Genomic DNA, 24,794 nt, shown 5'->3' on the forward strand with positions numbered 1-24,794 from the left:
AGTTATGGGTAAGAGGATATCAGATCGTAAAGGCCTTCCATGAGCAAAGAACAACGAAGCCGGCCCAAGGAGTAGGGGGGAAACCACCTATCACAAGAGCTGCGGAGCTAAGGTTCATGTATGCATATGGAAATTCCGTTCCAAAGGTGAATACGCAAAAAAAGGGCTGTTCCCTTCACGCTTTGCCGTATTCTTTATATATGGGTTCCTTTAAAATGGCAGACCTATCCTGAGTCCTCTGCACACAGGCAGAGCTTTGGCGCTATTCAATTAGCAGCTGCGCAAAGACCTAACTCGGATATAGTCTATCACACGGAACCCTCCGTTCATTTAAATTAGAAACAGTGTAGCACAATCAATCGCCAAACGGCAAGTCGTAACCGAATTAAATTATGGGATAATTTAGGGGGTGCTCCAATCCTGACGAAGCGTAAATAGCTCCTTCAGCGCTTCCGTCGAAAGCTCCGTAATCCAGCCTTCGGAGCTGGAGATCACGTTTTCGCTAAGCTGCTGCTTATTCTCCAGCATTTCATCGATACGTTCCTCAAGCGTGCCAAGCGAAATGAATTTATGCACTTGAACATCGCGGGTTTGACCCATGCGGTAAGCGCGATCGGTCGCTTGATTCTCGACGGCGGGATTCCACCAACGATCGAAATGGAACACATGGTTAGCCGCTGTCAGATTAAGCCCGACTCCTCCGGCTTTGATGGACAAAATAAATACGTTAGGCTGCTCGGCAGGCGGCAGCGCATTCGATTGAAATTTCTCGATCATTCGATCTCGCGCAAGCTTAGACGTGCTGCCGTTCAAGTAGAGGATCGGCTCCTGCAGCTCTTGCTGCAGCACCGCTTTCAGCAGCTCTCCCATCCCGATATACTGCGTAAAAATAAGGCAGCGCTCTCCCTCGTCCCGCAGCTCTCTCACCATGGCGAGCAGCCGTTCGAGCTTTGCGGAACGGTTGATTAACGGCTCGGTATCGATTTCCCCGCCAGCCGAAGCCGATACCTCGAGAATCTGCTCCTTCGTGAGTAGCATAGGATGATCGCAGATTTGCTTTAGCTGCATAATCGTAGATAGGATGGCGCCTTTGCGTTCAATGCCTTCTAGCTTTTGCATGCGGTCCATAAGCTGATTGACGGTTTGATTGTAGAGCGCGCCCTGCTCGGCTGTCAGGTGGATATAGGTTTTCATCTCGTTCTTGTCCGGCAAATCGAGCAGGATAGCCGGGTCCTTCTTCTTGCGGCGAAGCATAAACGGCTTAACGAGCTTTTGCAAATCGGCGGTGCGTTCTGCATTTTGCTCTTTCTCGATGGGATTGCTGAATCGCTGCTGAAAGCCATGGGCGCTGCCTAGAAATCCCGGGTTCATGAAGTCGTATATGGACCACAGCTCCGATAGGCGATTCTCAATCGGCGTGCCGGTCAGCGCGATACGATGCTTGGCTGATAAGCTGCGCACCGCCGTGGATTGCTTGGTCTGGGCGTTTTTAATATTTTGTGCCTCGTCTAGGCAAATCGCTTCCCAAGTAAAGCTCTTCAGCAGCTCCTGATCAAGCGTTGCCGTTGCAAATGAAGTAAGAATGACATCTACATGCTGGATTTCCGCATGAAAAGCATCCCCTTCCAGGCGTCTGCTGCCATAGTGAAGCATGACGCTCAGCGATGGCGCGAATCGGCTAATCTCCTTCTGCCAGTTGCCGAGAACCGAGGTCGGGCAAATGATAAGCGCAGGAAGCCGATTATCTGTATGTGCTGCGCTTTCCTTGAGATTCAGTAAATAAGCGATAAGCTGGACGGTTTTGCCGAGTCCCATATCGTCAGCGAGACAAGCGCCTAGCCCAAAGCGCCGCAAGAAGGACAGCCAAGCAAAGCCCTCGCGCTGATAAGGGCGAAGCTCTGCCCGCAGTCCAGCAGGGACTTCAAGCACAGGCCATTCCGACTTCTGGCTGAGCTGACTGACGAGCTTCATGAGATGCTCGTTCAGCTCAACTTCCAGTTGAATGCGCTGTGTTTGCTCCAAGTCCTGCTCAGGCTGCTCATCCTCTTGCCCTTCACTGCTGCTCAGCAAATGCAGCTGAAGCACGTCCTGAAAGGACAGCCCCTCGGAGCGGTCTATGCCGGCCATCGCTTTGCGGATCTGCGCAAGCAAGGCGGGATCAAGCGATATCCACTGACCGCGGAAGCGGACCAGCCGCTCATTGCGGGCAACCAGTTCATTAAATTCAGACTCGGAGAGATCGGTCTCGCCGATCGCGATTCGCCAGTCAAAGTCAATCAGTGTATCAAGCCCGAACAATGACTCGCCGGTGCTCTCGGCACGGGTGCTGACCTTGGCGCGAAGCCGCGGTTTCTTGCGGCTCGCTGTTTCCCACCATGCGGGAAGCAGCACCTGCCAGCCAGCCTCTAACAGCCGGGGGCTGTCCACAGCTAGGAACCGCCATGCAGCGTCATTTGCCATGGGGGCGTTCAACAGATCCTCTGCATGCCCGGAAAGCCGCTCCTTAGGCAGACTGGCGCGCAGCCGATTCAGCCAACCGGCAGAGCGCTCGCGCACGGCATTCGTCCAGGAAGCAGGCCATGAGCCGAAAGCTTCCCCTGCTTCAGACAGCCGGAGAGGCGCAAGCACCGCTTGGTTGAGCTTGTCCTGCAGAACGAGCTTAAGCTGCCAAGGTGCATCCATATCCGCTGGCTCTACGAGCTGCAGCATAGGACGGAATGGGGCTTGGTCGGCTTTCCAGCCTATCGCGATCAGCCACGCCTGCGCATCCAAGCCCGCTGCGGATGCGTGATCCTTCGCGAAGAGCAGCGGATATTCTCTTCGCAAATCGGCCGCAGTCGTTTCCGTCCCATAGCAAACGTCGAATAGGGTTGCTGAGAATGCCGCTTGCAGCCCGGCCCGCATCGTTTCGTCCGCATCTGCGGCCTCAAGCGCAGCTTGGATTTGTCTATTTAAAGCAGCGTTATCCCAGGTCCATTGCAGCTTGCCGGCACGGAAGGCGGAGAAGCTAGGGATATAGCGCTTGGCTTCGATTTCCGCAGCCAGCAAGGGGGCAAGAGTAACGAGCTGCTCGGCAAAATCTCCCCAAACCCACTCCACATGCTCAAGCAGCTTCTTTTTCGCGAAGAAGGGGATTACCTGCTCGGCGGGAAGCAGAACAAGCTCCAGTCCCTGAACCTGCTGAACCTCCAGCTCCGTACCGTAGAAGGAGGCCTCGTGCCAGGCGAACAGGCTTTGCTTTAAGCGGAGGCCGGTTATATAGTCGTTCGTGCCGCTAACCCCATATAGAAGGGCATCGCCATGCGTCGTTAAATTAACGTGCACCGCAATGGATTTTGTATGTATGCTCATGGAATTAGATTTCCTCTCCGAAGCTCCTCCTGCAGGGCGCGAAGCCGGCTGTTGCGAGAGGCGAAGGCTGTAATATACGATTCCCAGCGCTCCTCGTCCTTCATTTTTTTGTATAGCTTGGCGAGCCGTTTGAGCAGCTTTACCGCTGCTTTGTAGCCGTCTCTATTTTTGAGCAGAACATATCTCTCCGCAGCCTGATGAAAGAAGGGAAGCAGCAGCTCTGGCGCATGTTTCTCGATTGGTGCCAACACGCTGACGCGATAGTCCAGAGGCTCGCTGCTAGTACTTAGCTGATAATCGATCCACTGCTGCCATTTGGCGTAGAGGAGCAGCTTTTCCTCATAGATGGCTTTCGTATAAGGCAGCATCTGAATAAGAGGCGCCCACATTTGCTGCTCTGCACCGGGAATATGTGCAATAACGCTGTCCCAGTAGCGATAAAAGCTTGTCAAACTATTCAGCCGTTGACTCTCCATAAAAGGAACAGCTGCAACAAGCCATTCCCTTAATCGCTGCCATTCCTCTGCCTCTTGCAATACGGTTAGCATCGGGAACAGATCCTCGGGACGTACGGCGATGCTGCCGCTCATTTCCTTCAGATGCGCAAGTGCTTCTTCATCGCGGCGCAAGTAGAGGCATATCCAGCTCTTAGCAAGCAGCCACGGGTATCGGGAATGCGAAGAGCCAAGCTCATCCGGTGCCTGTTGCAGCAGCTGCAGCTCGTCCGCAAACAGACTTGAATCGTAGGGGGAAATCCAGCAGCGCCAAAGCGAGATATACGGTTCATAGAAATATAGTTTGGAGCCGGCTTCGGTCAGCATTAGCTTTCGCAAATAGGCGAGTATCTCGGTTATGCGCTGCCAGTATCTCGGCTCATCAGCGATGTCAGGCTTATTTTCAAATATGCGCTCAATCGCCTTCTCCACATCGGAAATAGCGGCATGCGTGTGAAAGCCGATAAAAGAACCCGGCTGCGACGTTTGGTTCGGCGCCCGGTTAAGCAGCAGCGCCAGAACATAAAGGTGGGCGCTCAGCTCGAACAGGCCGTTGCTGGCAGGAGAAAGCGCAGGTTTTATTTGGTTAATGGACGCCAAGGCTTCCTTTGCAAAGGAAGGGTTCCGGGTATGCTCTGCCAAGAAGGCGGTACGATGCTCAAACAGCCCGTGCCACTCGGCAATATTCATCGTATCAATTGGTTTCATGACGGATAGGTCTCCCGAGCGAATAAGGTTTATTTTCGAATAAGGTTATTATATCATTTATCTAAATGAAGCTAGGCATTACCATGATCATGTTTAGATGCACAGGGGAAGGAAAGATTATTATGGCTATTCTTGAAGTACAAGAGGCTGACTGGCTCAAGCTGAATCGAATCGGCAACGGAAAGGATGCGCTGCTGTTTTCATCGCCGTTCTGCGGAACGTGCAAGGTTGCGGAGCGCATGCTGGAAATTGTAGACGCCGCCGAGGTTCCAGTCACTTTATATAAAATAAATATTAACTATGCAGCCAAGCTGCGCAATGCATGGAAAATTACAAGCGTGCCCTGTCTCGTCCTGCTCAAGGACGGGGAGCCTGTTCAATTCGAATATGCGATGCGGTCGGTAGATTATTTGTATAAGCTAATGAAGAACTTGGACTAGCGAGATGTTTAAGCTTTTATAGCCTATTTATCTTTGTTTTATGCTATATTATTGAGGATATGAATTGCTAAAAATAGTAAGCTATATTCATATAAAAAAGATAGCATGGGGGTATTTATGCTAGGTTATTTTAAAGATTTTGTATTAAACATATTTATCATATGCTCCCCGCTAGCCTTATACCCGTACATCCATAAAGCCAAGAGCAACGTGCTTCTTTATCGCTTCTTCGTGAGCATCCTCTTTTCGCTAGCCATTATGATGACGATGTCTTTTCCCATTAATTTAAATGGCTTAATCTATGATTTCAGGTCGATTCCACTAGCGATCGGCGCACTTTATGGCGGACTGCATGTATCGATATTTTTATATGTGGTCCTCTTGCTGTATCGCAATTTTCTTCACGGTCCAAATGAATGGGTGTATGTCATCTCGATAATGCCAAGCTTTGTCGTTTATCTCTTCCTGTACAAACGCTTTCGCTCTTTGCCAATCGTTCGCAAGATAGCTGTGGTCATCTTGTATTGCTCGCTCATTAAGCTGTTGACCTTTGCGTCGTATCATATATGGACAGGGCAAATGGAAATCCTGTTAATAAAGCCAAATGCAACCTTGCAAACGTATGTGCTCCAAGCCATAATTGCGGGGATATGCGCCTATATCATCTATGTTCAGGATCAATTTTTTCTGATGCAGGAGGAGATGATCAGGAGCGAGAAGATGAAAATTGTCGGTGACATGGCCGCATCCGTGGCACATGAAATTCGCAATCCGCTTACCACCATTAGAGGGTTCATTCATTTATTCGCTACAGCTAATCTCGAAAATGATAAGAAGGAAACCTATAAAAAAATATGCTTCGAGGAACTAGACCGTGCGGAGCTTATCATTGCCGATTACCTCTCGCTCGCTAAGCCTGATCCTGAGGTCGTTGAAGCGATCAATATCAATGAAGAAATCCATTACTTATCGAATGTGCTTATGACCTATGCGAACTACCATAATATTCAAATAGAGGTCGAGACAACAGAAGAGCATGATTTTCACATCCATGGAGACCGCTATAAATTCCGTCAGGCACTCATCAATATTGGCAAAAATGCGATCGAAGCCATGCAGGGCGGCGGTTTATTAGAGCTTAAAACGGACATTCGCGATAATCATGCCCTTATCGTATTAAGCGATAATGGGAGTGGAATGGCACCTGAGCAAATGAAGAGGCTTGGCACGCCTTATTATTCGACTAAGGAGAAGGGAACAGGCCTTGGAACGATGGTTTCCTTTAGCATTATTAAGAAGATGAATGGGAAAATCGACGTTAAGAGCGAGCTTGGAATAGGTACGGAGTTTTATCTCAGCTTCCCGAAAGCGAATTGAAAATCATTTTTCCGTTAAAATTTTCATCCTGCTAAGATTATCGCGCTGTTCGTGCTATAATTAAGAGGTGCAGTCAATAAAGATCATTGACTATGATAAAGGAGTCGGAAATATGCAGGTAGTATTTGAAGACTGGGATCAAAAAGTTAAAAAGACATTTAATGCGACCAGCAAGCAGGTTGTATTGACCGTAACCGAGGCCGGTGATCTCTTAGGCCTTACAAAGGACCAGATGAAGGTGTATGTGCTTAAGCATAACCTGACGAAGGTTTCGATTAATCGCAGCGTCCACAGATATCTATTACTGAAAAGCGAAATAGATGAGATCCTAGGAAAAGCCTAATATGTACATCAGCCACAACCTCCGCCGAGGTTGTGGTTTTTTGTTGTTTCATAAAAAGCGAGGCATGCTGCTATTTTGTACATAATTACCATTGGTTTCGTGAAATATAGGAATGGTACATAAATGCATGGGAATGGGGTAGTTCAAGATGACGACTATAGGCGTAACAGCTGCTGCTATCTTGGCTTCGCTGCTTCTTGCTCTTCTTGATATGGGCGTATATCGCGAATCCTTTGGACTTGCGTTCTATAAACAGTCTCTGGCTTATAATAGCTGGCAAACCTATTTGATCGTAATAGGTGCTTTCACTTTTGCCCTAATACAGGATTGGCGAAGCCTAAAACGTTCTAAAGGCAGGCAGCAATCACAGCGATTAAGAGGCGAGCAGCGCAGCGATAGGAATAAGCGATGACAAATAAAATGACCATGTTTCAAAGCTACAGCCTCATGCTTGTTTTACTTTTAGGAACGTCAATTCTCTTTGGGACTCCTAAGCTAGTGCCGGATGTTTGGCTGGTTCAAGTGATTACCGTCGTTCCAGCCCTCTTGTTGTTTCTGCTCTACACCACTATGGTTTCTACGGAGTCGCCGAAAGGGCTGTACGCCCTCTTGGTTGCAGCTTGGGGAAACCTAATTGGAAAAGCATTCGTACTCTGCTACACCATTTATTTTCTGTATATTGCAGCACGGAATGTTCGGGATATGCTGGAACTAGTCATGACGACGCTATTGCGTACAACTCCGCAGGAGATCGTTGTCGTACTGTTTGTACTTGTAATCGCTTATGCAACGTATGGCGGCATGCTGGCATTAGGAAGGTTATCGGAAGTTATTATTGGATTGATTTTTTTGTTTTTTATTGCGATAGCTGCTCTTTTGCTCATGAGCGGGTCGCTTGATCTGCATAGAATGCTGCCTTTTTTGTCCAAAGGAATCGTCCCCGTTATCAAGACGAGCATCGAAAGCTCCTTGTGGTTTCCTTATGGTGAATTGATCGTGTTTCTCGTTTTGTGTCCGCGAATGGGCGGGAAAAGCTTATTTCGCAAGGCTGGAGTGAGGGCGGTTATAAGCGCAGGCATTATTTTAGCCTTCTCTGATTTGCTGCAAATATGGTCGATGGGGATGGAGTACGAGAAGTATTCGACTTTTCCGCTGCTGGATGCGGCAAGGCTCATTAATGTATTGGATTTTATAAACCGTATGGATGCACTTGTTGCCTTGATCACCATCTTCGGCGTTTTTTTAAAATGCACCATTTTTTTATATGCAGGCGCCAAAGGCGTGTCTGTCATATTTCGGAGGGCAAGCCGGACTTACATCTACCCGCTCGCCATGTTGATTGGGGCCATGTCAATCATCGTCACGCAAAACTTTGCTGAGCATTCGGAGGAAGGGCTTCATTTTGTGGTCTATTTCCTGCATATTCCGTTTCAGTTTGTGCTTCCGCTCCTTACGGGAGCTTTGATTTGGATTCGTTCTAACCGAAAGGGAGGCAATGCGAGTGAACCGATCAAACCAACCTTCACAAAGTCAGATGGATAGTCAGTCTATACAGTCAATCGATCAAGTTCGCTCCTATGTAACGGATATTTTCGGCAATACGGATGACCTTGCCGTTGTGGCGGTTCGTATCGGGGAAACGAGTGGACTGCTCTGCTATTTGGAGACGATGACGAGCGTCCCTTTTATTATGGACCATATCATAAGGCCGCTATCGCATATGAAAGAAAGTGAAGCGCTTAGCAGCACCGAGGCGATGCTGGGAGGTTTGATGGAGAAGTATTTCGGAGGGTTGTCCTGTGAGCTCATTGACGATCTGAAGGACCTTGCGCATAAGCTGGTTGCCGGTTACGCCGGCTTAGCGATAGACGGGGCGTCTTCGATACTCGTGTTAGACGTGAAGAAGATGGATAACCGAACGGTCGCTGAGCCCACGTCACAGGGCGTCGTAAGAGGGCCGAAGGATGGATTTACCGAATCGGCGGATACGAATATGAGCTTAATCCGCAGGCGTTTGATCAATGAGAGGCTGCGCTTTGAAAAATATGCAGTAGGCGCAAAATCGCGTACTGCCGTGTACATAGCCTACTTGGAGGGAGGAGTCGACTCCAAGGTGCTTGATAAGATCAGGAAAAGGCTGCAAATGAGTCAAATGACGAGCGTGATGGACTCCGGCAATTTAGAGGAGCTTCTTAGACCAAGAAGCTTCTCTTTGTTCCCGACCATATACAGCACCGAGCGGCCGGATGCGGTTTGTTCTTCCATCATGGAGGCGAAGGCCGCTATCATTGTGAACGGCAGCCCGTTTGTGCTCGTTGTTCCGGCAGTCATGAACGATTTTTTTAAGTCGCCGGAGGATCATTATCAGTGGTTTGCTTTCGGTACCTTCACGAGGCTATTGCGATACTTAGCTTTCTTCTTCTCGCTGTTCGTTCCCTCCATCTATATAGCGATAACGACCTTTCATGCTGAATTGATACCAACGGTGCTGCTGACAAGCATAGTTGCGCAGCGGGAGGGCATCCCTTTCCCGGCCGTTATCGAAATTTTATTGATGGAAATTACGTTTGAAATCTTGCGCGAGGCAGGAACGCGAATGCCTCGGGTCGTCGGTCAGACGATATCCATCGTAGGAGCCTTAGTGCTTGGCGAGGCGGCCGTTCAAGCGGGAATCGTATCCAGCATCAACGTTATCGTAGTGTCGCTAACCGCTATTTCCGGCTTCGCTGCTCCTATTTACACCTTCGGCACCAACGTTCGCCTTTTGAGGTTCGGATTTATTTTTCTAGCTGGGCTGCTGGGGCTCTATGGCATCATAGTGGGGGCTGTCTACTTGTTGGTGCATTTGGTTAGATTACAATCCTTTAGTGTTGCTTATCTGTCTCCGCTCGTCCCATTTCGCGTTAGCAATCAGAAGGATGCGGTATTGATCTTTCAGACTCCCTTGCCCGATGAGGGGATTGGAGGGGAGAGCCGTGAATAAAACAGCTAGACTACTTCTTGCCATATGCGTGACTGCTGCTTCCCTTTCTATCGCAGGCTGTTGGGACAGTGCGGAGCTGAATAAAACATCCCTTATTACAGGGATAGCCTTGGAGCCCGGAAAACACGGCAAGCTGCGGCTCACCGTGGAGACGATGATCGCTAAACGGCCGGAGGAGAGCAAGGATACAACGCCGTCGATCGTGCAATCCTTGGAAGGGAATTCGCTGCCTGATCTTTTGGTTAGGTTCAACGAAAGCTTGGATCGCAGCCTGCTCATCTCCCATATAGGCGTTATTATCATCGATGAACGGTTGGCCCGCCAGGGGATTCAGTATCTAATGGACCCGTTGCAGCGCACGAGATTTATTCGGGAGGATGTCTTAGTCTTAATCTCGGAAGGCGTTCACGCCTCTCAAATTTTCAAGGTCCTTTACCCTAGGAAGTTGCAAGCCTCCTCCAAAATCGTCTCCCAATTGAAAAGCTACCGTTCCTCAAGAGGAGGCGTTCCCCAAAGCCGGCTGTACGATGTCTCGGAAACTTTTTTGGCCGAAGGAAGAGAGCTGCTGCTTGCTTCAATCTCGCTGAAGGGCTCCATGAAGGATGCCGATAAAATGGAAAGCATTAAGATGGTCACGCCGAAGGCATCCATCGTCATAACCGGAGCAGGCATCTTCTCAGAGGACAAGCTGAAGGGCTTCATTTCTGTCGAGGAAAGCAGAATGGTGATGATGGCGAGCAATCAGGTTAAGACGACGACCCTTGCCATTCCGTATCGTAAGCATGATGTGTCTATCCGCCTTCGCCATATTGATTCTGATATCGACGCTTTCATGGAGAAGGGGAAAGTGAAAATTCAGGTTAAGCTGGAGGCAGAGGGCGCGGTTTCAAGCATTGACGAATCGATCGATATCACTAAGATTTCGGGCTACGAGAAGCTTGAGAAGCTGGGCTCGGATTATTTGGAGCAGCAAATGAGCGAGACTATTCGAAGCATACAGAAGAGGTTCGGTTTGGATGTATTCGGCTTCGGAGAGCACATGTATCGAATGCATTATGCGCAATTTGCTCCGCTTGCAGAAAGATGGAATAACGTATTCGCGAGCACGCCTGTAACGGTTAAAGTCAATATTCGGCTTCGTCGCTCCGAATTGAAGACGAAACATATTAAAAACGAGGGGGTTGGGCCGTAGCTCACATGATCTGGAAGAGATAGGGACGTTAAAAGGAGGATATGGCAGGATGTTTTCGAATGGCTGGTAGTGGTTTCCGCTCATTCCTCCTTAGACGGGATTATTAGATATAGCGCAGCCTGATGCGGTTTTTCAATAGGTTTAGCATTCGTTATACTTATATAGACCGATTGGAAAACATAAGCTGGAGGGTGATTTTACTTGACTTACATGGACATGTTGGGACGTCGGAGCATTATTTTGAAACGGAATATCGGCCATTTAATCATTAAAGACAACAGGCAGGGACTAAGCGCGCAGGAAAGCAATTTTTATCAAAATATGATCAAAGAATGGCATCAGAACGAATGCGAATTGAACTCGGTTCGAAAGCAACCGTGATAGATAAGCAGGAATAAAGGCCATTAAGGGGCTGTTTTGCAAGGCGATAAGCTTTGTGAAGCAGCCCTTTTCATTTATATGGATAATAAGCAAAAACAACAACGCGAGCAATATAAGGTATAATACATAGATGATGTTTTTTGGCAGTAATAGATAAACGGAGGTTTCTTGCTATGTTGGCGGTTGAAAGAGCGGCGTACCTCACAATGGATGACGGTCCTACCGAAGATTTTATGGAGAAGGTCGAGTATTTGAACGGAAAAGGAATACGGGCGATTTGGTTTTGTGCCGGCGAAGCGCTGGAGAGGTTTTCGGAAGAGGCTAAGCATGCGATTAAGACGGGACATGTGATTGGCAATCGCAGCTACGACTGTGCTGACTTCTCTGCAATCAGCTTATTGGATGTGAGAGGACAGCTGGAGCGATCCGATAGAATAATAGAGCAGCTATATGCGGAGGCAGATGTTGAGAGGCCGTCAAAAGCATTTCGATACCCGTATGTGCAGGACGAGACGAATGATGAGCATTTTGCAGCGATAGAGCGGCTGTTGGAGCAGCTTGGCTACCAGCAGCCATCCTTTGAAAAGATTCGATATGCTGCGCCAAATGAGGCGAGCATGAAGCCGGGAATCCATGTTTCTTGCACGCTGGATACTTTCGATTTGGCAGCGGACGGCGCGCTAAGCGGAGGGGGCGATTCACAAGCTTCTAACGGAAATGAGATCATTATGATTCATGACTGGATCTCGGCGGAGCCTTTTAAGGCGCTCGTGGATAAGCTGCTTGCGATGGGTTTGGCGTTTAGGCTGCCGAAGGAAACGAGTCTGAATGTACAATTGGTTTAAGTTATTTATAGCAAGGAGAAGCCGGGTACGGCACGCAGCAATGGAAGCATAGCTGCGTGCCGTACCCGGCTTTTTGTTTGGCAAACCATTCTTAATAAACAAATCTGCGCTGCGCGTAGTAGCTGAATGCAAATAACGAAGCTTCGGTCAACAGCTTGGCGACCAGCAAGGGAATGCCGAGGCGTTCATTAAAGAGAAGCATAAGTCCGTAATTCAATGAGAAGATAACGGCGACGAGAGCAAAATATTTGGGCATCGATCGCTTGATGGCGGCACGCTTGCCCTTCGAGAATACATATCTCTTATTCATTGTGTAGTTGAAGATGGAGCTTGCAAGTCTTGCTCCTAGTACGGCGAACAGCAGGCTCGAGCTAAATAGATGGATCAGCGCAAGCAATAGAAAATCAATGGCGGCAGAAAGTAAAGAGCTGGCGCTAAAGGCGATAAACGGAGCATAGATTCTAGCGGAATCCGTTATCGGCCTGAAATGGGATGATTCATTATGGTCCAGATAGATCGTATCAATCGGAACCTCATGAAAGGAAAAGCCTGCCGCCGGCGCTTCAAGCAGCAGGTTCATCTCATACTCAAAGCGATCTCCTGGTATGCGGCAAAGCCAGCTCAGCATATGGGCTGAATAACCGCGCAGCCCGGTCTGCGTATCATACAGGCGATTGCCTGTTGCAAAAGAATAGACGAGCCGAGTAGCGGTGTTTCCAAAGCGGCTGCGAAGGGGCACTTTACCGGTAAAGCGTCTGCTTCCGAGAACAATATGCTGGTTGTACTCCTGTATGCTGCTTGCAATCTTCATAATATCCTGCGGAAGATGCTGTCCGTCGCTGTCCGCGCAGACGATGCCATCGGTTATGTCCTTTTGTTGAAAATAGTGAAAGCCAGCCTTAAGCGCATGGCCTTTGCCTTTGTTGATGCTATGGGTAATGACGGTGCAGCCCAGCTCTCTTACGGAGCTGAACAGCTCTCTGTAAGCAGCTCCGCTTCCGTCATCCACTACGACGATCGGGAACGAGCCGATCGCCCTTAGCTGTTCGATTAGCGTTACAAGCCGCCCGTCCGGCTCATAAGAGGGAATGAGAATATTAATGGCAGTGTGCCTCCATTCAGTAATCGTTATTCTGCGATGTAAATAATGTCGCTGACGCCGCGCTCCTGCTGCTTGCCAAGCGGGTTGTTGACCACTCTGCCCATGAAATACATCGTTGACGAGCCGCCGCCGTCAAGATTATAGGCTACGGACGCACCTAGCTCCGTAAATACACTCGCAAACTCAGATAAGGTCATTCCTTTGCTGTAATTGTCCTTGCGTCCATCCACAACGACGAATACGTAGTGATTTGGCGCAATCATGCCAATCCCCGTTCGGGGATTCGAGCCTTGAATCGAACGGTTCCCGAAATTGGTATCGATGACTACTTTGTCGAAGTCGCCAGCAATGACGCCATCCTTCACAAGAATAGGGCCGAAGGAATACGTATCGGTCACGCCCTCAGCAAGCAGCTCGGAGGAGGTTAGCTGCTCCTCGTTGTAGGATTTTATCGTGCCGTTGCTGAGCAATGCCAAAGCGTCGCGCGCAGGCTCGTCCCGGTACAAGGTGCCGCCGCGAATGATGACGCCGTCATCTCGGAAGCCGTAATAATCGCCGTTGATCGCAAAAATGGCATTGTTCTTCGCCGCAATCGCAGACGTGTCTTCCGTTATGTTGCGTCCGAACGCATTTTTGGCGAAGGCGGACTGCAATAGGCTAGCGTCCGCGAACTGAACATCCGCGACAAAATAAGTGACCTTGTCGCTTCCCGATCCGGATTCGACTTTCTCAATATGAATCTGAGTATCTGCGCTGCTGTAATTCCAATCATCCTGCTCTACTTGCTCAGTAGCGGCATTGGAATCAGCTTGAGCGACGGCTGGCGTCTTAGCGGCTACATCGACCTCAACATGCTCAATAAGATAACGATCAGCCAGCATGTAGAGCACACCGCCAATGATAAGAATGATAACGGTGAGGACGAGCGCTATTTTTTTCCTTCTGGTTAGATTTAAAATGCCGATCAACTCCTGACAGGGATATGAAGCGAAATGAAGCTTCGAAAGCATTCGGAATGACCTCATTCGAATAAGATTATTGTCGTATCGCAACGTTAATCGTATATGAAGCGGGACTGAGCGTTTACTGAAAGCTTGGAAGCGGTGGCTAAGAAGGCGGCTAGGAGGAGCGTTTGATTTGTTTTGGAGGGGGAAATACTTATACAGGAGGATGGAATAAATTTCATGCATGCGCCTCATAAATTCCGTAAACGAAGGGAATATTGCTTATGAATTCACGAATGAAGCAGCTCGAGGACAGGCTCTCCGACCAGCATCACAAAGACTTGTTTCTTCAAACGCAGCATACCCTTCAGGCGATTGATGATCTTGCGGATCAGCATCGGCGATTCCAATCCATACAAGCGATTAGCGGCGTAAAAATTGTTGGCTCAGAAGAGGCATTGTTCTATGACACGCTGAATGATGTGAAAGAGCTAATTGTGGCAACACTTGAGAAGACGCTTAGCGATCTTGAGCACAAGGGCGATAAAAACTACGATAAAAACTTCAAGGATGGCGTTGAGTAAGTGGAGTAAGGAACGCTGGCCGCATCTCAAGCAGAAGAGAGCACCCTAACGGGCGCTCTCTTCTTTGATTTAATCTGGCCGAAACAAAGTAAGCGCTTCATACGTTTAATAAGCAAGAACGTTTTTTATAAGAGAGGGGTTATCTCAGATGAGCTGGATTCCCGCAGAAAAAAGCAGTGGGTGGTGGCTGTTAGCCGGAGCATCATCCTTGCTAGTCAGTATTCTATTGTGGATGATTCGCTTCCTCATATTAGGCCAGCCATTTACCGGTATGCACGCTTTTCGCTTTATGGTGCTAGCCATTATACTGTCCTTTTTATTCAGCTTTACAGGCTGGCTTGGCGCGAGGTGGCTATGGCTCCTCTCTAACCTTGGTTTGGTGCTCGGTCTAATCTTGATGGCTGTTTATTCACGAAATATGACGGGCTGGGAGGACCTGGTCAGCTTCCTTGTCTTCCTTGAAGCAGTGGCGGCAGGCTTTGTTATAGGCTTGATCATTGAGGGCGTCTTTCTCATTCAAAGATTCACCAAGAAATAAAGAACAGACCTTATGGCGTTAAGACAATAACACGAGAGCCGGCCTCGGATGAGGTCGGCTTTATTTATATTCATGAGACAGGATCAGAGCTGCAGTAAGGTTTTGCAGCAGCGGTCCGCATAAACGAGAACAATCGACATGCTCTTTTTTTTGCCACAAAGTTAACGTTGACGTTAACTGTCACTAAGCGTATGCTAATCATATAGATTACGGAGGTGCGGCGCATTGGAACTGCTGAAAATTGAAGAGGTGGCGAAGCGTACAGGTTTAACGAAGCGAGCCATACGATATTATGAGGATTTTGGCTTGATATCCGCGCCTGAGCGAACGCAAGGAGGCATACGGTTATATTCCGAAGGAGATATTGAAAAGATTAATAAAATTTTGCTAGTGAAGGAAGTGCTTGGTTTCTCGCTGGCGGAGCTTCAGCAGTACCTTGCGTTTCAGACGCTCATCGAGCAGCAAAAGAGCGAGTATCGCACGACAGAGGACCGTGAAGCACGCAAGCTGAAGCTCATAGACATGCTGCATGTGCTGCAGAAAGAGAAAACGATGATCGATACCAAGCTTGCTAGAATGGAGCAGTTTAAAGAGGAATTACTTGGATACGAGAAACGTGTACGGCATGCGATCGAACAATTAACAGAATAGGAGCATGAATGTGGAACCTTCACAGAAAACAGCATCGGCATTTTGGACCATATTGATTGCCGTATTCTTCGGTAACTTTATGGCTTCTTTAAGTACGACCACGATAAATGTAGCGTTACCTATTTTTATGGATGATTTTGGGGCCAGCCTTAATACGGTCCAATGGATGTTATCAGGATTCATGATGGCTACAGGCATTATAGCCCCAATCATAGGTTTTATGGGTGACAAATGGAGCTACAAAAAATTATATGTAATCGCGTTGGCAGGCTTTACTTTAGCGTCTGTGCTTTGCACGTTCGCTTGGAGCATCGAATCACTTATCGCTTTCCGGATTTTGCAAGGACTCTTCAGCGGTATTATTATGCCCACCACGATGACAATCATTTACCAAACGATTCAAAAGTCAAAGCAGGCGGTAGCGGTCAGCTTCTGGAGCGTATCGGCCATGCTTGCCCCAGCGCTTGGTCCAACAATTGGCGGATGGCTTGCTGAGATATACGGCTGGAAATCGCTGTTCTTCATGAACATTCCCATTGGCATTATCGCTGTGATCGTCGCTGCTAAGTTCATTCCGAATTATCGCTTAAGCACAGGCATTAAGCTCGACTGGATCGGGTTCGGTGCAGTGCTCGTCGGCACGAGCTCGCTGCTTGTGGCCTTTAGTGAAGCCCATAATTGGGGCTGGGCAGGCTGGCAGACGTTAGGCATGATTGCAGCGGGTATTCTTGTCCTTGCGTTTTTTGTTCTAAGGACGCTGCGTGTCAGCAATCCTTTATTGAATTTGCGGGTGCTGAAAATCCCGCGGTTTACGTACGGTTTAATTTTGAACTGCTGCATCACGATTTCGCTTTACGCTGGTACGCTGCTGGTCCCTATCTTCATGCAAAATATTAAAGGCGAATCAAGCTTTACAACGGGGATGGTCATGCTGCCGGGTACGCTGGCTATGGTATTAATCTCGCTTGCAGCTGGCAAGCTATACAGCAAGGTGGGCCCATCGCGGCTTATCCTGGTCGGCCTTGTCCTGATGGGAATAGCGACTTGGGAGCTTAGTCATGCGAATGTGGCTACCAGTGCTTTGTTTATTACAGTATGGGTCGCTATTCGGTATATGGGCATTGGCTTCAGCAACATGCCAGTGACGAATGCTGCGATGTCAGCAGTCCCAAGCGTGAACTCGGGTCATGCGTCTGCGGTCATGAACTGGATCAGACAGGGGACGTCAGCGCTTTCGATCAGCTTGTTCAGCTCTATCCTATCAGCGCAGACGATCGCTCACTTAGGAGAGGGGAATGTGTCGGAAACGGTCGCGCTCTCCTTTAGCGTTCAGGATGTATTTCATTTAGGGACTATCATTATTATCGTATCTTTGCCGCTTACTTTGCTTCTGCGGAAGCCAAAGCCAGCTGTGATGCATTGACATGATGAGGAGCCTGTATCGCGACGATACAGGCTCCTTTTTTGAAGCTATATGGCAGCTGAGACGTTGTTTGTTCTAAGTAGCGGAGGTCGTGGGCAAGCTTTGATTCGATTCATCCTGGTACATAAAAAGACCGTATTCGGTCATAACAGAGGAATGGCCGATTTGACGCAGCATAGCTGATAGATTGCCGCGGTGGTACGTGCCATGATTCACAACCTGTATAATAAATTCCGAATATCTGGTGGTCAAAATTCCGGCGTAGGGATTATCCAAGACAACCTCTTTCTCCAGATCCTCATGCTCGTTAATAAATGCTTTGAACTTGACGGACAAGTCATTGTACATTACTTCTAGTTCCTCAAGGCTGCAAGCCTCTGCGTCCTCTTGGATTTGAACAGAAGCTTCCATAGCTTCATTCATGCTTTTGCCCATTAGAATATCCAGCCAACCGCGATCCACCTTGTATATATGTGCCATGACCTTCGAGACCGAAGAGAACACGCTTTGAATTTCTTGATTGTATACGTGGCGAGGAAGCTCCTTTAACCGATTAAAAATAATTTTATTTGCCCATACATGAAAGTCGTAAAATCTCACCGTGTGATTTGTCATTTCAATTACCTCCGGTATTTGTATTTTACTGATACATTCATCTTACTAGAGTAACGCTGACAACATTATGTCAGGGTTGTTGAGCCGAAATGAAGAACTTTTTGCGTTGAGGAAATAAAAAGACGACTTTCAATATAGGTCTGATTGAAAGTCGTCTTTATTTTGCCTTATAATTGTGGCCGCCCTTGTTTATCGCATGTTATAGCACTTGCGCGCCTTCCAAGGCGACTTTTATTCTTCCGTTCGTCTCCAGAACCTTCACCTTTACTTTGCGGCCAGGCTGGTACTGTGGATTGTTCACCATATCAATGACAGTCTTAACGATAGCGCGGTAAGGCTCCGCATGCTCTCTTGGTATCGTTAAACCAATAAATACTTCGGGGTACCCGTTAATTTCCGTATTGGTTTGCCGAATGGAGCTTACGGTAGCGTCGAACGGAATGCCGTTTTTCAAAATATATTTGACTTCCCTGTTGTCCTGGAATGATTGCCTGATGACCATGAAGGCGAGCAGGCAAAGCGGAAATGAAATTAGGATGACGACAACCAAGGATATGCTTTCACCAGTACTCACGAAGCACCAACTTTCATGGATCATGATGGGCGTTACTTCTTAAAAATGTAAGGCTTATCAAATATCTTTACTAATACTATGAAAAGCATAGCATAACAAATACCACTTGGAAATATTTCCAAGGTCTTATAATCGAATAGGTACTTAAGCAACTGTGAAAAAGGTCAAAAGTCTATTCTGTTCGAAACAAAAAGACTGTTTCATAAGGTCATTTGACCCGAAACAGTCCTCTTGTAGACCAAGTACCTATAAAATGACATTTCATGTTAGAGAAATGGGGTTCTTTTCACGAAGCTTTGAGCGAGATGGTCGGCATGTAAATCCTTGTTGTTCTTCTGGTAATTTTCCAGTACATCAATGAGGTAATCGTCAGCGGGGTTATTGGATCGGAAAATGAATTGCTCGCGGTTCTCGATATGCACATCATGTCCGCACTGCTTCAGACAAGCCTCATAATCCTGAACCGTAGGCTTCGTATTTTCTTCTAAATAGATGAGCCCGGTGAGCAGCTTAGTTTCCGTGCCATGAATAATTTTGAAATGGACGGTATGTTCCTTTTTCACGCCTATTCCTCCTTGGCTTCATAACGTAAAGTGTAGTTATTATTATATTAAGCTCTGCAGGCCGCGCGGAAGTATGTATATTGTGAAAGCTTCTTGAATGTATCGATTGCAAAAATAGAAAAAAAGCTGCGCTGTCCTCGGACAACGCAGCTTATAGCGATAAGGTTAGACCTGTGCCACCTTAATCAGGTTGGTAGCGCCAGCTTGGCCGATTGGAACGCCCGCCGATAGGACGATAATATCGCCTTCTTCAATTAGGCCGGTCAGCTTAGCATTGCGGGTCGCGGATTCGAACATTTCATCCGTTGTCGTTACGACGTCGCCTTTAACTGGAATGACGCCGGAGAGCAGGCAAATCTTCGGCAGCACATGGTCATGCTGCGTGATCGCGATGATCGGTGCCATTGGACGGTATTTGGAAACCATGCGCGCAGTAAAGCCGCTTTCCGTCGACGTTAGAATCGCTTTCGCGCTGAGCTCAAGCGAGGAGCTTACGACGCCTTGGCTGATGACCTCGGTGATGTTTGTGCTTTGTTGTGCTCTTTTCTTGTCGAATTGCTCTTTGTAGTCGATCATGGATTCGGCTTTCTTTGCGATGGAGGCCATCGTCCGAACGGATGGAATCGGATATTTGCCGGCAGCTGTCTCGCCCGAGAGCATAACAACGTCAGCGCCCTGAATGACCGCATTCGCAACGTCGCTTACTTCCGCTCTTGTCGGACGCGGGTTAACCTGCATCGATTCTAGCATATGTGTAGCAACGATAACCGGCTTGCCTACGAGATTGCATTTGTTGATCATTTCACGCTGCATCATCGGCACATCTTCAATCGGCACCTCTACACCAAGATCTCCGCGCGCGACCATAATGCCGTCTGAAGCTTCAATGATCGCATCGAGGTTGAGCATGCCCTCTTCATTTTCGATTTTGGAAATAATTTGAACATGACCTGCATTCGCTTCCTCAAGAATGTTGCGGATTTCCAAAATATCCTCTGCTTTTCTAACGAACGAAGCGGCAATGATCTCGATATTATGCTTTATTCCAAAATGGATATGCACCACGTCGCGCTCGGTCACGCCCGGCAGCGTCGTTTTGATACCTGGCAGGTTAACGCCCTTGCGTGGCTTCAGCGTTCCTCCGCTAATGATTTTGCAGCGAATTTCAGTTCCTTCAACGGATAGCACGGTAAGGTCTACAAGTCCGTCATCGATCAAAATCCGATCATTCGCCTTCACAACAAGCGGCAGCTCGGCATAATTAACGGGCAGACGAGTCGCATCGCCCAGCACATCCTCCGTCGTAAGAATCAGCTCTTCGCCGATAACCAGCTCGCAAGAAGCCTCCTTCAGCTTGCCGATCCGCACCTCAGGCCCTTTAATGTCCATCATAATCGGCACGAAAGTGTTAAGCTCCCGCGCGGCTTGCCGTATATTATTCATTCGCATGACGTGATCTTCTAATTCGCCGTGAGCCATATTCAGTCTACCAACGGTCATTCCTGCTTGGATCATTTCTTTAATCGTCGAAACGGAGTCGCAAGCGGGACCCATTGTACAAATAATTTTTGTTTTTAGCATGTTGTAGGCCTCCTCGTTTTTTTTATTGTAACGCTTATGCTCGAAAGAGGATAAGAACTATAGTACAATTAATGTACTATAGTACAATGCTAGGGAGCGTGTATCATGATCGCCATTTCGGATGCTCATCAGGACAACGGGGCAGCTTGGTACGAGGAGGGAGGGGGGCGTGAGCACTCCTTTCACCTCTCGCTTGTGACCTATGGGAAATGTGTATATTGGGTGAACGAGGAGAAGGTTATTTTGGAAAAAGGGGACGCGCTCCTTATTCCAGACCATATTCCGTTCTATGGAAAAAGCATCCCAACGGTTGTACACACGAAGTACGTGATCAACTTTAGAAGAAACACGGCGGATTGCGCACTGACGCTGCTTCAGCTGCGAGAGCCGTTTAAGCAAAGGCTTGGCTGCTTTGAGGTTGTACAGGAGCGGCTGCGGGGAATTCTTACTCAGTACAAGGAGAGGTCCTCCTACTATGAGCTGATGGCGGAGGCGCTGCTGATTGAAGCGCTAGTCTATTTGAATCAGGAGAAGGACCGCGGCATCATTACCTCCGAGAAGCATCGGCGCGTAGACAGCATGAAGCAGTACATCTCCACTCATTACCGTGAGAAGGTGACCAAGGAAGAGTTGGGTGATGTCATTAATACGACACCCAATTACGCCGCGACCTTGTTCAAGTCGGTCACCAATCAGACGATCAGCGAATATGTACACAATCATCGGATGAAGACGGCGATTTACATGCTGACGGAATCCCAGCTGATGATCAGTGAAATCGCCGATTATTTAGGCTACAATGATGTCTCTTACTTTTACCGTATATTCAAGCGCAGCACGGGCAGCTCGCCGTCCGACTTCCTGCATGAACGATCTTCAACCGAATAAAACGTGTACCTGCTGCGGTTGACAGATCCGAAGGTTCGGATTACAATTTACCCATAAATAGGCATCGACCAAAGACATGATTATCAATGCGAGCTGTCCAGAGAGAGAGGCTAAGGCTGAGAGCTTCTCCAGCAATCGATTGTATAATTACCCCTTTGTAGCCGTGCTATGGAACCCGCTGATGGAATGAGCGGTTGTAAATAGCACCGTGTCATCCCCGTTATCGGATGCTCAATAAGGATCTTGCTTAAGCGAAGTGTCTGGCAGTCAGCCAGTTACATATAGCAGCAGATCGAATGAGGGTGGAACCACGAGCTGAACGCACTCGTCCCTTTGTGGGAGAGATGTGTTTTTTTGCGTTCTACTAATTCGATCGGAGGCTGCATGATGAGTATTGCAATTACATTACCGGATGGAACAGTTAAGGAGTATGAGCAAGGGACGACCGCCTTGCAAATCGCCGAGTCGATCAGCATCGGGCTTAAGAAAAACGCATTAGCGGGCAAAGTGGACGGCAAGCTTGTTGATTTGAACCAGCCTATTGACGCTAGCAGTCATGTTGAGATCGTTACGCTCGAGGGAGCAGATGGGCTTGCGCTTTATCGCCATAGTACAGCTCATGTTATGGCACAGGCCATTAAGCGTATTTATGGGGAGAAGGCTGTGAAGCTTGGAATAGGCCCTGTTATCGAGGACGGCTTCTACTATGATATCGACATTGAGAAGCCGCTGTCGACTGACGATCTGACTGCAATTGAAGCGGAAATGAACAAAGTCATTCAAGAAAACCTGCCCATCACAAGGCGGGAAGTAAGCCGCGAGGAAGCAACGGCGTTTTTCACCAAGCTTGAAGAGCCGCTCAAGCTGGAGCTGATCCGCGATCTGCCTGAGGCATCTGTCATTACGATGTATGAGCAAGGCGAATTTATCGATCTGTGCCGAGGGCCGCATTTGCCGTCCACTGGACGGATCAAGGCGTTTAAGCTGCTTAATGTTGCCGGTGCTTACTGGCGCGGAAATTCGGACAACAAGATGCTGCAGCGGATATACGGCACGTCCTTCCCGAAGAAAGCACAGCTTGATGAGCATCTGCATCTGCTTGAGGAAGCGAAGAAGCGCGATCACCGCAAGCTCGGCAAGGAGCTTGAGCTGTTCATGTTCTCCGAGGAAGCGCCGGGCATGCCCTTCTATCTGCCAAACGGCATGACGATTCGTACGGAGCTGGAAAACTTTATCCGAGAACTGCAGCGTCAGCGGGATTACGAGGAAGTACGGACGCCGTTTATGATGAACAGGCGGATGTGGGAGCAATCGGGCCACTGGGACCACTACAAAGACAACATGTATTTCACAGATGTTGACGATACGAGTTATGCGCTTAAGCCGATGAACTGTCCGGGGCATATGCTTATTTTCAAAAATAGTCTGCATTCCTACCGGGAGCTGCCGATTCGCATTTCAGAATTCGGTCAGGTTCATCGGCATGAATATTCAGGCGCACTAAACGGGATGATGCGCGTGCGGACATTTTGTCAGGATGATGCGCATATCTTTGCCCGCCCAGATCAGATTAAAGAGGAAATAAGCCGCGCGATTGCTTTGATCGATCACGTATATGGCGTATTCGGCTTTGAATACAAGATTGAGCTCTCGACAAGGCCGGAGGACTCCATGGGCTCAGAGGAGCTGTGGGATCAAGCGGAGCAATCGCTGAAGAGCGTGCTGGATAGCAGCGGCATTCCATATCGGGTGAATGAAGGAGATGGCGCGTTTTATGGGCCGAAAATCGACTTTCACATTATGGATGCGCTGAAGCGCAGCTGGCAATGCGGCACGATTCAGCTTGATTTCCAAATGCCGGAGAAGTTCGACCTGTCTTATATTGGCGAGGATAACCAGAAGCACCGTCCTGTCGTCATTCATCGCGCCGTATATGGCTCAATCGACCGCTTTATCGGGATGTTGACAGAGCACTTCGCAGGCGCGTTCCCGCTATGGCTGGCTCCCGTGCAGGTGAAGCTGCTGCCTGTCTCGGAGAAGTACATCGATTATGCGCTGCAAGTTAAGCAGGTGCTGGCCGATGCGGGTATTCGTACACAGGTGGATATTCGCAACGAGAAGCTGGGCTATAAGATTCGCGAGGCGGGGCTTGCGAAGCTTCCTTACACGCTCGTACTGGGCGAGAATGAGAAGCAAGCAGGCACAGCGGCGATCAGAAAACGAGGCGAGGGAGACCTCGGGACGGAAGCCATCAGCGTGATCGTGCAGCGAATAAAGGAAGAGATTCAAGCTAAGTCATAATTGTTGTAAGACGATGATTGAATAGTAACTCTCGCGCTCTTAGGAGGGTGATGGGAAAGTAGTGTGTTTGGTAAACCACAGCGGTTAGGGGATTCGATTCTGAATCCTGAAATGCAAACAACGAGCCTTAGAATTGATTCTAGGGCTCGTTTTTTTTGTTAAGAAAAAAGAAGGGAATGTACACGCCTATCAACGCCGAGTATGCATACAACAAGTAGCTGGTGCAGCATGGTTGGAAGGCGGGTTTGCCGCCACCCGACGCCTGTGGTCCGCCAACCACCACCGCCCGCAGCGTCCACTCTCTTTCACCACAAGCTGCCCATCCGCGACCGATCGCCACTCGCCCTCGCTACATGCAGCCCACTTGCGGCCGTCACCCGCCCTCGCCACAAGCGGCCCATTCGCGACCGTCACTCGCCCTCGCCACAAGCGGCCCATTCGCGACCGTCACTCGCCCACGCCACATGCGGCCCATCCGCGACAGTCACTCGCCCACGCCACAAGCGGCCCATCCGTGACAGTCACTCGCCCACGCCACATGCTGCCCACCCGCGACCGTCACTCGTCCACGCCACATGCGGCCACCCGCGACCGTCACTCGCCTTCACCACATGGGGGCTCATCCACGACCGTCACCCGCCCACGCCACATGGGGGCCCATCCGCGACAGTCACTCACCCTCGCCACATGAGGCCCACCGCCGAGAGTGTCAAGTTAGCATGTTAACAGGAAAAACTCCTGCTATTTTTAAAAATTTCACGCGAAAATGAGAATTAGAAGGGTTTTCTCCCGTTAATCTTCAAGACTTACCTAACTTCGGGCACAAGCGCTTCCTTTACCGGGAGATTTACATCTAGAATAAAAAGTGGACACCTCGTTAAGAGAAATCAATAATGAATATATCTAGGAGGTGTTC

The 24,794-nt window shown here is 48.7% G+C and carries 22 protein-coding genes; 14 read left to right on the forward strand and 8 right to left on the reverse strand.

Annotated elements, in window-relative coordinates; translation table 11 throughout:
* Positions 1-402 precede the first annotated feature (402 nt).
* Complete coding sequence (locus HI950_RS31960) at positions 403-3,351, reverse strand: DEAD/DEAH box helicase (RefSeq protein ID WP_169090601.1); 2,949 nt, start codon at positions 3,349-3,351, stop codon at positions 403-405.
* Positions 3,348-4,553: a hypothetical protein gene (locus tag HI950_RS31965; protein ID WP_169090599.1), complete on the reverse strand. Its 1,206-nt coding sequence runs from the start codon at positions 4,551-4,553 to the stop codon at positions 3,348-3,350. Before HI950_RS31965 ends, HI950_RS31960 begins: the two co-directional genes overlap by 4 nt.
* A 122-nt stretch (positions 4,554-4,675) precedes the next feature.
* Here HI950_RS31965 and HI950_RS31970 point away from each other — a divergent pair, with 122 nt between their 5' ends.
* The 8 genes from HI950_RS31970 (at position 4,676) to HI950_RS32005 (ending at position 12,114) form a co-directional block, all read left to right on the forward strand.
* Positions 4,676-4,993 carry a thioredoxin family protein gene (locus tag HI950_RS31970; protein ID WP_169090597.1) on the forward strand — a complete coding sequence of 106 codons (318 nt, stop codon included), beginning with the start codon at positions 4,676-4,678 and terminating at the stop codon, positions 4,991-4,993.
* Positions 4,994-5,110: 117 nt separating this feature from the next.
* A complete protein-coding gene (locus HI950_RS31975) occupies positions 5,111-6,370 on the forward strand; it encodes an ATP-binding protein (RefSeq protein WP_169090595.1) in 1,260 nt (419 codons plus the stop codon).
* Between the two features lie 112 nt (positions 6,371-6,482).
* On the forward strand, positions 6,483-6,713 hold the full coding sequence (locus tag HI950_RS31980; protein WP_054026073.1) for a hypothetical protein: 231 nt from the start codon (positions 6,483-6,485) through the stop codon (positions 6,711-6,713).
* Positions 6,714-6,861: 148 nt separating this feature from the next.
* Positions 6,862-7,125 (forward strand): hypothetical protein, encoded by a 264-nt coding sequence (locus HI950_RS31985; RefSeq protein ID WP_169090593.1) that lies wholly within the window; start codon positions 6,862-6,864, stop codon positions 7,123-7,125.
* Positions 7,122-8,255, forward strand: a complete 1,134-nt coding sequence (locus HI950_RS31990; protein WP_169090591.1) for a GerAB/ArcD/ProY family transporter — start codon at positions 7,122-7,124, stop codon at positions 8,253-8,255. The genes HI950_RS31985 and HI950_RS31990 overlap by 4 nt, the downstream gene beginning before the upstream one ends.
* Positions 8,215-9,696 carry a spore germination protein gene (locus tag HI950_RS31995; RefSeq protein ID WP_411268178.1) on the forward strand — a complete coding sequence of 494 codons (1,482 nt, stop codon included), beginning with the start codon at positions 8,215-8,217 and terminating at the stop codon, positions 9,694-9,696. The genes HI950_RS31990 and HI950_RS31995 overlap by 41 nt, the downstream gene beginning before the upstream one ends.
* Complete coding sequence (locus HI950_RS32000; RefSeq protein WP_169090587.1) at positions 9,689-10,888, forward strand: Ger(x)C family spore germination protein; 1,200 nt, start codon at positions 9,689-9,691, stop codon at positions 10,886-10,888. The genes HI950_RS31995 and HI950_RS32000 overlap by 8 nt, the downstream gene beginning before the upstream one ends.
* 554 nt (positions 10,889-11,442) lie before the next feature.
* A complete protein-coding gene (locus HI950_RS32005; RefSeq protein WP_169090583.1) occupies positions 11,443-12,114 on the forward strand; it encodes a polysaccharide deacetylase family protein in 672 nt (223 codons plus the stop codon).
* A gap of 91 nt (positions 12,115-12,205) precedes the next feature.
* Here the strand turns inward: HI950_RS32005 and HI950_RS36850 are convergent, their stop codons facing one another.
* Together HI950_RS36850 and HI950_RS32015 are read right to left on the reverse strand one after the other, a co-directional pair.
* Complete coding sequence (locus HI950_RS36850; protein WP_317618490.1) at positions 12,206-13,246, reverse strand: glycosyltransferase; 1,041 nt, start codon at positions 13,244-13,246, stop codon at positions 12,206-12,208.
* Positions 13,243-14,226, reverse strand: coding sequence for a phosphodiester glycosidase family protein (locus HI950_RS32015; protein ID WP_169090581.1), 984 nt, complete (start codon positions 14,224-14,226; stop codon positions 13,243-13,245). The genes HI950_RS36850 and HI950_RS32015 overlap by 4 nt, the downstream gene beginning before the upstream one ends.
* Positions 14,227-14,444: 218 nt before the next feature.
* On the opposite strand from HI950_RS32015, the gene HI950_RS32020 reads away from it, so the two are divergent.
* The 4 genes from HI950_RS32020 (at position 14,445) to HI950_RS32035 (ending at position 17,356) form a co-directional block, all read left to right on the forward strand.
* Positions 14,445-14,744 (forward strand): hypothetical protein, encoded by a 300-nt coding sequence (locus HI950_RS32020; RefSeq protein WP_169090579.1) that lies wholly within the window; start codon positions 14,445-14,447, stop codon positions 14,742-14,744.
* A gap of 148 nt (positions 14,745-14,892) precedes the next feature.
* Positions 14,893-15,282 carry a hypothetical protein gene (locus tag HI950_RS32025; protein WP_169090577.1) on the forward strand — a complete coding sequence of 130 codons (390 nt, stop codon included), beginning with the start codon at positions 14,893-14,895 and terminating at the stop codon, positions 15,280-15,282.
* Between the two features lie 225 nt (positions 15,283-15,507).
* Positions 15,508-15,933, forward strand: coding sequence for a MerR family transcriptional regulator (locus tag HI950_RS32030; protein WP_169090575.1), 426 nt, complete (start codon positions 15,508-15,510; stop codon positions 15,931-15,933).
* Positions 15,934-15,937: 4 nt separating this feature from the next.
* Positions 15,938-17,356, forward strand: a complete 1,419-nt coding sequence (locus HI950_RS32035; protein ID WP_169090573.1) for a DHA2 family efflux MFS transporter permease subunit — start codon at positions 15,938-15,940, stop codon at positions 17,354-17,356.
* Between the two features lie 75 nt (positions 17,357-17,431).
* On the opposite strand, the gene HI950_RS32040 is transcribed toward HI950_RS32035, so the two are convergent.
* The 4 genes from HI950_RS32040 to pyk form a co-directional block, all read right to left on the reverse strand.
* On the reverse strand, positions 17,432-17,971 hold the full coding sequence (locus tag HI950_RS32040; RefSeq protein ID WP_169090571.1) for a DinB family protein: 540 nt from the start codon (positions 17,969-17,971) through the stop codon (positions 17,432-17,434).
* A 199-nt stretch (positions 17,972-18,170) separates the two neighbouring features.
* Positions 18,171-18,569, reverse strand: coding sequence for a hypothetical protein (locus HI950_RS32045; RefSeq protein ID WP_169090569.1), 399 nt, complete (start codon positions 18,567-18,569; stop codon positions 18,171-18,173).
* Positions 18,570-18,811: 242 nt separating this feature from the next.
* A complete protein-coding gene (locus HI950_RS32050; protein ID WP_169090567.1) occupies positions 18,812-19,108 on the reverse strand; it encodes a hypothetical protein in 297 nt (98 codons plus the stop codon).
* 165 nt (positions 19,109-19,273) lie between these two features.
* The gene (pyk, locus tag HI950_RS32055) at positions 19,274-20,689 is read right to left on the reverse strand and encodes a pyruvate kinase (RefSeq protein ID WP_169090565.1); all 1,416 of its coding nucleotides are present in this window, start codon (positions 20,687-20,689) and stop codon (positions 19,274-19,276) included.
* Between the two features lie 105 nt (positions 20,690-20,794).
* Between pyk and HI950_RS32060 the strand changes: the two genes are divergently transcribed.
* The gene (locus HI950_RS32060; protein WP_169090563.1) at positions 20,795-21,577 is read left to right on the forward strand and encodes an AraC family transcriptional regulator; all 783 of its coding nucleotides are present in this window, start codon (positions 20,795-20,797) and stop codon (positions 21,575-21,577) included.
* Between the two features lie 387 nt (positions 21,578-21,964).
* Positions 21,965-23,878: a threonine--tRNA ligase gene (gene thrS / locus HI950_RS32065; RefSeq protein ID WP_169090669.1), complete on the forward strand. Its 1,914-nt coding sequence runs from the start codon at positions 21,965-21,967 to the stop codon at positions 23,876-23,878.
* Positions 23,879-24,794 lie beyond the last annotated feature (916 nt).

It is taken from the genome of Paenibacillus sp. PL91, assembly GCF_012935325.2.
Lineage (GTDB): Bacteria > Bacillota > Bacilli > Paenibacillales > Paenibacillaceae > Pristimantibacillus.